At 63.6% G+C, this 8092-nt stretch carries 9 protein-coding genes; 6 read left to right on the top strand and 3 right to left on the bottom strand.

Annotation, left to right across the window (positions count from 1 at the left end; all coding sequences use genetic code 11):
• From EOA78_RS10805 to EOA78_RS10790, 4 genes are all read left to right on the top strand, one after another.
• Positions 1-1029 (top strand): DUF2778 domain-containing protein (locus EOA78_RS10805; RefSeq protein ID WP_127315148.1); only part of this gene is annotated, 1029 nt, incomplete at its 5' end.
• A 407-nt stretch (positions 1030-1436) separates the two neighbouring features.
• Entirely contained in the window at positions 1437-2222 is a 786-nt protein-coding gene (locus EOA78_RS10800) for a ThuA domain-containing protein (RefSeq protein WP_127315147.1), read from the top strand.
• A gap of 79 nt (positions 2223-2301) precedes the next feature.
• Entirely contained in the window at positions 2302-3360 is a 1059-nt protein-coding gene (locus EOA78_RS10795; protein ID WP_127315146.1) for a Gfo/Idh/MocA family oxidoreductase, read from the top strand.
• A gap of 25 nt (positions 3361-3385) precedes the next feature.
• Positions 3386-3787, top strand: coding sequence for a GFA family protein (locus EOA78_RS10790; protein ID WP_127315145.1), 402 nt, complete (start codon positions 3386-3388; stop codon positions 3785-3787).
• A 195-nt stretch (positions 3788-3982) separates the two neighbouring features.
• Here the strand turns inward: EOA78_RS10790 and EOA78_RS10785 are convergent, their stop codons facing one another.
• Positions 3983-4279, bottom strand: a complete 297-nt coding sequence (locus EOA78_RS10785) for an alpha/beta fold hydrolase (RefSeq protein WP_127315144.1) — start codon at positions 4277-4279, stop codon at positions 3983-3985.
• A gap of 63 nt (positions 4280-4342) precedes the next feature.
• Between EOA78_RS10785 and EOA78_RS10780 the strand changes: the two genes are divergently transcribed.
• The gene (locus tag EOA78_RS10780) at positions 4343-5344 is read left to right on the top strand and encodes an NADP-dependent oxidoreductase (RefSeq protein WP_127315143.1); all 1002 of its coding nucleotides are present in this window, start codon (positions 4343-4345) and stop codon (positions 5342-5344) included.
• A gap of 121 nt (positions 5345-5465) precedes the next feature.
• Here the strand turns inward: EOA78_RS10780 and EOA78_RS10775 are convergent, their stop codons facing one another.
• Positions 5466-6389 carry a LysR family transcriptional regulator gene (locus tag EOA78_RS10775; protein ID WP_127315142.1) on the bottom strand — a complete coding sequence of 308 codons (924 nt, stop codon included), beginning with the start codon at positions 6387-6389 and terminating at the stop codon, positions 5466-5468.
• A gap of 92 nt (positions 6390-6481) precedes the next feature.
• Between EOA78_RS10775 and EOA78_RS10770 the strand changes: the two genes are divergently transcribed.
• The gene (locus EOA78_RS10770; RefSeq protein ID WP_127315141.1) at positions 6482-7312 is read left to right on the top strand and encodes an NAD(P)H-dependent oxidoreductase; all 831 of its coding nucleotides are present in this window, start codon (positions 6482-6484) and stop codon (positions 7310-7312) included.
• A gap of 37 nt (positions 7313-7349) precedes the next feature.
• On the opposite strand, the gene EOA78_RS10765 is transcribed toward EOA78_RS10770, so the two are convergent.
• The gene (locus tag EOA78_RS10765) at positions 7350-8087 is read right to left on the bottom strand and encodes a 3-keto-5-aminohexanoate cleavage protein (RefSeq protein ID WP_127315140.1); all 738 of its coding nucleotides are present in this window, start codon (positions 8085-8087) and stop codon (positions 7350-7352) included.
• Between the last annotated feature and the right edge of the window lie 5 nt (positions 8088-8092).

The raw sequence follows: 8092 nt of genomic DNA, 5'->3' as shown, positions 1-8092 counted from the left end.
GCCCACACCACTGCAGCACCTCCTATGCTTCCCAGCCTGCACACGCGCATTGTGGAGCCGGCGTCCGTGCGCTTCGGGCCGGAGGACGCTGAAATCGAACGATCCTCCCGCCTGGCGCTGGCGCTGGCGATTGCATTGCCGGAAGGGATGATCGACGTTTTGCCAGAGGAGGCGACGGCCGATCCTGCTGCGCCGCCGGAGGGCGAGGTGCAGATGGCCTCGCTGCCGCCGCATGACGAGATGCCCGACAGCATTCCCTTGCCGACCTGGCGCCGGCAGGCGGAAATCGACCAGCCAGCCGAGGCGCCCAAGGTCCAGGCACCCAAGGCCCAGGCACCCAGGGCCCAGGCGGGGAAGACCCAGCCGGCCAAGGCGCGTGCAGCCATGGCGCAGGCAAGCAAGACCCAGACGGCCGATGCCCCATCGATCGAGCCGACGCAAAGGACCCTGTCGCCGAGGAGCTCGTCGTCTGCGGCCGTGCCGGGCATGCAAAGCAGCCCGGGCATGCAAAGCAACCCGGGCAAGCAAAGCAGCCCGGGCAAGCCGGCCAAGCGGTCGAAGGCCCAGGCCGCAGAGATGCTGGCCTATGCTAAGCCCGACAGCCCGGCCGGCGGCGGTGGGGTCTTCCGCAACCTGTTCACCAAGCCCGGCCTGGGCAGCGGCGTCGCAGTCTACGACATCTCGGCGAAAACCGTGTATATGCCGGACGGTTCGCGGCTCGAGGCGCATTCGGGACGGGGCTCGATGGCCGACCAGCCGCGCTACGCCAACCGGAAGAATTTCGGCCCGACACCGCCCCACACCTACGATTTGAGGCTGCGCGAATCGCGCTTCCATGGGGTCGAGGCGCTGCGTCTCATTCCCGTCGATGGCAGGAACAAATATGGCCGCGACGGCTTTCTTGCCCACACCTACCTGCTGCGTGGCGGCCGCGCGGAATCGAGCGGCTGCGTCGCTTTCAAGGACTATGCCCGCTTCCTCGCCGCCTTCAAGAAAGGCAAGATCAAGCGCCTCGTGGTGCGCGGCTAACCAAGCCGCCGATGCAGGTCGCGTCGGAAGGGACGGGAGCCTGAGCCATCTGTGGCGGCGCAGAATGAAAGCCGTTCTGTCGCGGTCCTTCGCGCCCCCTCTGTCCTGCCGGACATCTCCCCCACAAGTGGGGAGATTGGCAGCTTCCGCGCTCCACTCGTTCCTGCAACGTTGGTGATTTTGCGAAAGCCGGTGTGACATCCAACTTCCCCTTAAGTGGGTAGGGCTGTCCGGCAGGACAAAGGGGGTGCTGTCCCGCCAGGATCGCTGGCTTTGCCGTGGGGACTTTCCCCGCCGGATTTCCACCCAATTGTCAGCAACCGACCTCGAAAGCGTTTTCAATCCCGTCCGGGGATACTATGACTGGAGGTACCGGGGCGGCGGCTTCAACCAATCAAGAGGGTGTCATGACTATACGCGCTGTCGTTTGGGGCGAGAATATCCATGAGCGGACCAATGAGGTGGTCGCGGGGATCTACCCCGAGGGCATGCACGCAACGATCGCCGACGCGCTGAAGCTCGATCCCGGCATTTCCGTGTCATGGGCGACGCTCGAGCAGCCGGAGCATGGCCTGCCGGCCGACCGTTTGGCGCAAACCGATGTCCTTGTGTGGTGGGGACACAAGGACCATGGCGCCGTCGCCGACGAAGTCGTCGGGCGCGTCGCGCGCCGGGTCTGGGAAGGCATGGGGCTGATCGTCCTTCATTCCGGCCATTTCTCGAAGATATTCAAGACGCTGATGGGTACGCCCTGCACGCTGAAATGGCGCGAGGCCGGCGAGCGCGAGCGGCTCTGGGTGACGAGCCCCAACCACCCGATCGCTGCCGGGATCGGCGAGTATTTCGAGCTCGAGAATGAGGAGATGTATGGCGAGCAGTTCGCCGTGCCGGAGCCGCTGGAAACAGTCTTCATCTCCTGGTTCCAGGGCGGCGAAGTGTTCCGGTCGGGGCTGACCTATCGGCGCGGCGCCGGCAACATTTTCTATTTCAGGCCTGGCCACGAGACCTATCCGACCTATCACGACGCCACCGTCCAGAAGGTGCTGCGCAACGCGGTGAAATGGGCGCATAACCCGCAGGGCTCACATCCAACCATCCTCGACGCGCCGAACGTGCCGGTGGAAAAGGCGCTCGAGCCGATCGTCGAGCGCGGTGGAAAACTCCATGCCGAGGGCGAAGCCGGTTTTCGCTAGATCGCCACCCCGAACCTTCGGTGGTTCGGAAATCCATGGTCGAACAACAAGATAAAGCCCCATCCTAAGGACAAGAATCATGCGTCTCCTGATACTCGGCACCGGCTGGATGGCGGAAGAGCACGCCAGGCAGTTCGGCAAGATCGAGGGCGTCGAACTGGTCGGCGCAGTCGATCTCGACCGCGCACGTGTCGACAAGTTTTCGGACAGCTACGGTATCCCCAATCGGTTCACGTCGCTGGAAGACGCGCTCGCATGGGACAAGTTCGACGCGGTGGCGAACGTGACGCCGGATCGCATCCACCATCCGACCACCATGATGCTGGTCGCGGCGGGCAAGCCGGTGCTGTGCGAAAAACCGCTGGCCGAGAATTACCAGAGGGCCAGTGAAATGGCCGATGCCGCCGAGCAAGCCGGCATCATCAACATGGTCAACCTGACCTATCGCAACGGCGCCCCGCTGCAGAAGGCGCGCGCCATGGTGCTTGCCGGCGAAATCGGCCAGGTCAGGCATGTCGAGGCGTCCTATCTGCAGAGCTGGCTGGTTTCCAAATTCTGGGGCGACTGGCGCACCGATCCGAAATGGCTGTGGCGGCTGTCGCGCGGCCATGGTTCCAATGGCGTGCTGGGCGATGTCGGCATCCATATCCTCGACTTCGCCAGTTATGGCGCGGCGCTCGACATCGATCATGTGTTCTGCCGCCTCAGGTCCTTCGATAAGGCGCCGGGCAACCGGATCGGCGAGTACGAGCTGGACGCCAATGACAGCTTCACCATGGCGCTGGATTTCAGCAATGGCGCCTTCGGCGTCGTTCATGCCAGCCGCTGGGCAACCGGCCACCTGAACGAATTGCGGCTGCGCATCTATGGCGACAAGGGCGGCATCGAAGTCGTGCACAATCTGAATGGCTCGGAGCTGAAAGTGTGCATCGGCGAGGACATCGAGAACGCCAAATGGCAGGTTCTCGATGCCGGAGCGGTGCCGACCAACTACCAGCGCTTTGTCGATGCGGCGCGCACTGGCATTCCGCCCGAACCGTCGTTCCGGCATGCAGCCGAATTGCAGAAGGTGCTCGACCTCGCCGTCGTCTCCGACGAGAAGAGGGCTGAGCTCAGGGCCCATACCGAAACCCAGTGATGTCGTTCGCTGAAAGGAGCCAGCCATGGTGACGCGCCGCGCCGAATGTTCCTGCGGTCAGCTGTCCGCCGCCTGTTCGGGCGAGCCGGTACGCGTCTCCGTCTGCCATTGCCTGGCCTGCAAGCGGCGCACGGGCAGCGCGTTCAGCTTCAACGCGCGGTTTCCCGAGGACAAGGTCTCGATCCAGGGACGTTCGGCGGAGTTCACGCGCGTTGGTGACGAGGGCGGCCGTGTCATCTACAGCTTCTGCCCGAATTGCGGCACCACCGTCCATTATCGGATCGATGTCCAACCCGGTCTGATTGCCATTCCGGTGGGCGCTTTCGCCGACCCATCGTTCCCGCCGCCTTTTCTGTCCTTCTATCACGACAGCCGGCGCTGCCAGTGGGTCGAGGTCTGCACTGAGCCTCTGGCGACGTTCAGTTGAAGACGCCGGCCACGGCTGACGTTTCAGGGGCAAAATCCAATCGCTCTGAGCGTTCATTCAACCTTGCATTTGCAGGTGACAGCTAGTCCTCACCCGATGGATCGGACCAGCGGGCCGCCGCTAGAGCGACGTGCGTCCACTTGGACGCACAAAGTACGCTCCAGCACTTTCGAATCTGCGCATCGTGCTTTTGCGCTAGGTCTCAAGGAAGTCCAGGGCCTTTTCTACGAAGGCGCCGTGATACTGGAAAATGGCCGTATGCCCGCCGTCCTCGTACAGGACCAGCTCGGCATTGGAAAAGCGCCGTGCCATGTCGACGGAATTGCTGGTGGGCACCATTCTGTCGTGATCGCCGTTCACCACGAGGACCGGGTGCCGGATACGCGATAGGTCGGCAGGGCGATCCTGGCCAAACGCACGGACTGCTTTGAGCTGCTGGTTGAAGGCGCCGAGCGCGATGGGCTTGTCGCGGTCAATGGTCCGTTCCTGCAATAGGGCGACGCATCGGAGATGGCGAACCGGGCGACCCGGGTCTCCTCAATTTGGAAAGCTACAATGAAAGCCATTATCGTCGATCGATATGCAAAGAAGGCTCCCCTCCGGCTTGGAGAAGTTCCGGAGCCGGATGTAGGGGAGAATGACGTTCTGGTGCAGATCCATGCCGCCAGTCTCAATCTGCTGGACTCCAAGATCAGGGACGGGGAATTCAAACTCATCCTGCCCTATCGCCCGCCCTTCGTTGCAGGCCATGACGTGGCTGGAACGGTCATTCGCGTCGGCTCGAAGGTCCGACAGTTCAAACCGGGCGACGAGGTCTTTGCGCGACCGCGCGATGGTCGGGTTGGGACTTTCGCTGAGTACATCGCCATAAATGATGCGGACGTGGCCCTGAAACCGAAGAACCTCAGCATGGAAGAGGCGGCGTCCATTCCCCTGGTGGGGCTGACCGCCTGGCAGGCGCTGGTCGAAAGGGCGAACCTGAAGAAAGGACAGAAGGTCTTCATTCAGGCCGGCTCCGGCGGAGTGGGGACATTCGCCATTCAATTGGCAAAGCACCTCGGCGCGACGGTCGCCACGACAACAAGCGCCTCCAACATGGATATGGTCAGGAATCTGGGCGCCGATGTCATCATCGACTACAAGAAGGATGGCTTCGAGAAAGTCCTCTCGGGCTACGACGTCGTCCTGAACAGCCAGGACAACAAGACCCTCGAAAAGTCCCTGCGTGTGTTGCAGCCAGGTGGCGTCGCCGTTTCGATCTCCGGTCCGCCCGATCCCGAGTTTGCCAGGGAGAAGGGTCTGAGCATGGTGCTGAGACTGGTCTTGCGCGTTTTGAGCGCCGGCATCAGGAGGCGGTCCAAACGCGCAGGTGTCCGATATTCGTTCCTGTTCATGGCGGCCAATGGGGAGCAGTTGACCAAAATCACGTCTCTCGTCGAGTCGGGAGTCATCCGCCCCGTTATAGATCGCGTCTTCCCGCTTGAGCTGACCCATGAGGCCTTGGCCTACATCGAGCAGGGCCGCGCCAAGGGCAAGGTCGTCATCAAGGTCAAATAGCTTTGCAAGGCTTCAGGCGGCGAACCTTCGCTGGTAATCCTAATGCCGCAGGACCTTGCTCAGGAAGGCGCGGCTGCGGTCGATCTGGGGTTGGTGCCGCGGCCGACCGTGGGCAAGCCGACTAACGCGGCCTGTCGATCCCCGGAATGCCGCCGATTCGCTCGGCAAGAAAGTCGACCAGCAGCCGGACCCGAGCAATGCCCGCGCGCTCCGGGACAATCAGCATGTTCAGCGGTACGGGAGGCGGCGAATAGCCCGGCAGGATCACTTCCAGCCGGCCGGCCGCCAGGAGATCGTCGACAAGCCAGCGATGGGCAGGTGCGATACCGCGCCCGGCGACGAGCGCTTCGCGCGCGGCAAGCCCATGGTCGACCCGAAATCGGCCGCCAAAAGGCACCGCGTGGCGTTCGCCGCCTGGCCTCTGCAGGGCGAGCGTGTCGCTTCCTGCGATGTTCGACATCCGGATGCCTTCATGGCCAGGCAGATCCTGCGGGACAGCCGGTCTGCCCCGCACCGCCAGATAGGCCGGCGCTGCCACCAGCAAACGCCGGGACTGGCCGAGCGCCCGCAGTTTCATCGAGCTGTCGGTGAGCGGACCCAGGCGAAGCGCGATGTCGACGCCCTCCCGCACAAGGTCGATGCGTTCGTCGGTGAGGCTGAGATCGATCCCGATGTCGGGATAGTGGTCCTGGAAGGCGAAGATCAGGCGGCTGACATGCAAGACCCCAAGCGCCGCCGTGCAGGATATCCTGATCGTGCCGGCCGACGCGCCGCGCGTGCCCCGCGCTTCATCGCCGGCCAGTTCAACGAGGCGCAGGATCTGAACGCTGTCGGCATAGTAACGGCTGCCTTCATCGGTCATCGTGACACGCCGGGTGGTCCTGCTGAGCAAGGGCACGCCGACGGCGTCCTCGAGCTCCCGCAGATGCCGTGTGACCGTCGACTGCCCAACTCCGAGCTCGCGCGCCACCGCCGAGAGGCTGCCGCGCTCGGCGACCCGAACGAAAGTGCGCATTCGCTCGAGGGTCACATCGGATCTATCCATTATTCGGCATAATCTTATGCATAGTCTATATATAGCGGATCACCCCGGGGCTGGCTACCTTCAGAGTTATTGTCCTGCTTCGGAGTTGACCTATGAAAGTCCTGCTTGTTTTTGCTCATCCTGAACCGCGCTCGCTCAACGGCGCACTGCGTGACGTCGCCATCAGGGAACTCGAGGCCCAGGGCCATGAGGTGCGGATGTCTGACCTCTATGCCGATGGCTGGAAATCCGAGGTGGACCGTGCCGACTTTCCGTCGTGGCCGACCGAAGAACGCCTCCTGCCGGCTGGGGCATCCAAAAAAGCTTTTGCGACCAACACTCTGACCGGTGACGTCAAAGCCGAAATCGACAAGCTGCTGTGGGCCGACACGCTGATCCTCCAGTTCCCGCTGTGGTGGTACGCCATGCCGGCGATCCTCAAGGGCTGGGTCGACCGGGTGTACGCCTACGGCTTCGCCTATGGTGTCGGCGAGCATAGCGACAAGCGGTGGGGTGATCGCTTTGGTGAGGGAACGCTCGCCGGCAAGCGCGCTATGCTGATCGTGACCACCGGCGGCTGGGAAGAGCATTACTCCGCCCGCGGCGTCAACGGCCCGATCGACGACCTGCTGTTCCCGATCAATCACGGGATCCTTTATTATCCGGGCTACCACGTGCTTCCGCCGTTCGTGATCTACAGAGTGGATCGTTTCGGCGAGGCCGATTTCGAGCCTGCCGCGGAGCGGCTGCGCGAAAGGATGCGGACGCTCGAGACAATCCGGCCCATTCCCTATCGGCAGCAGAATGGCGGTGACTACCACATCCCGAGCATGCAGCTCCGCCCCGAACTGGGCGATCCGGGCGCCGCGGGCTTTGCGCTCCACGAGGACCGCGCCGGCGTCAAATCGGCGACGTCGCGTTCGACTTTGCGGGACGTGGCCTGACGCAGGATCCCAAAAGATCGGGCAAGCCGCCCGAAACCTATGGGAGGAAACAGCGACCGGCCCGGAAGATCGCAACGGCAGCAGCCGTCAGTGGGGCATTGCCCGATGCCGTAGTGCCGTCCGGAAGCTGCTTGCCGTCCTCCAGCCCGACACGCGTCGACCAGTTGCGCTCCGCCGCTCGGTGCACGAATGGCCACACCGTGGCGTCGGCGCCGTGCAGCAAGACTGCGCGACGCATCCCGGCGCGGTCGAGCACCGTCGCGACACCGTCGCTGACTTCCCATGCAGCATCCAGCGACTGCTCGGAAATCTCGATCAGGATGCGCAGCACCTGGCTGCCGTGATCGAGGCTCACCAGACGCTCGGCATCGGTGACGGAGGCGAGCCCGGCCTCAATGCCGATGCCGCGCTGCCGCAGCCGCTCCATGACCTCGGGCGCGGCCTTCTCGCTCAGATTGACCGAGGCATAATCAGGCAGCTCGCTCCAGCCGGCGATCGCGGCCAGCGTCCGCTCGTCGTCGTTCTCGATCCAGGCGCCGGTGGAGACACCGATCAGCGTTCCCGGACAGGCGCGGCGCAGAGCCAGCATGGTCGGGTTCATGGCCGCCGGCGCAAGGCTTTCGCGGCCATCAAGCCCGCGCGCATGGACATGCAACTCGGCCGCACCGGCGGCCACGCAGGCGGCGGCGTCACGCGCCATGGCTTCGGGATTCAGTGGCAGTTGCGGGTGGAAATCGGCGCTCCGTGCGCCATTGATGCAGGTCTGGACAATCATGGCAG

This window comes from Mesorhizobium sp. M5C.F.Cr.IN.023.01.1.1 (genome assembly GCF_003997585.1).
GTDB lineage: Bacteria > Pseudomonadota > Alphaproteobacteria > Rhizobiales > Rhizobiaceae > Mesorhizobium > Mesorhizobium wenxiniae.
Note: the sequence above shows the minus strand (reverse complement) of the source record. Positions and strands in the feature narration are given on the sequence as shown.

Bases quoted from the DNA above. Each gene is read 5' to 3' on its own strand.
- EOA78_RS10800 (WP_127315147.1), top strand. From the start codon at position 1,437: ATGACTATACGCGCTGTCGTTTGGGGCGAGAATATCCATGAGCGGACC.
- EOA78_RS10795 (WP_127315146.1), top strand. From the start codon at position 2,302: ATGCGTCTCCTGATACTCGGCACCGGCTGGATGGCGGAAGAGCACGCC.
- EOA78_RS10790 (WP_127315145.1), top strand. From the start codon at position 3,386: ATGGTGACGCGCCGCGCCGAATGTTCCTGCGGTCAGCTGTCCGCCGCC.
- EOA78_RS10780 (WP_127315143.1), top strand. From the start codon at position 4,343: ATGAAAGCCATTATCGTCGATCGATATGCAAAGAAGGCTCCCCTCCGG.
- EOA78_RS10775 (WP_127315142.1), bottom strand. From the start codon at position 6,389: ATGGATAGATCCGATGTGACCCTCGAGCGAATGCGCACTTTCGTTCGG.
- EOA78_RS10770 (WP_127315141.1), top strand. From the start codon at position 6,482: ATGAAAGTCCTGCTTGTTTTTGCTCATCCTGAACCGCGCTCGCTCAAC.
- EOA78_RS10765 (WP_127315140.1), bottom strand. From the start codon at position 8,087: ATGATTGTCCAGACCTGCATCAATGGCGCACGGAGCGCCGATTTCCAC.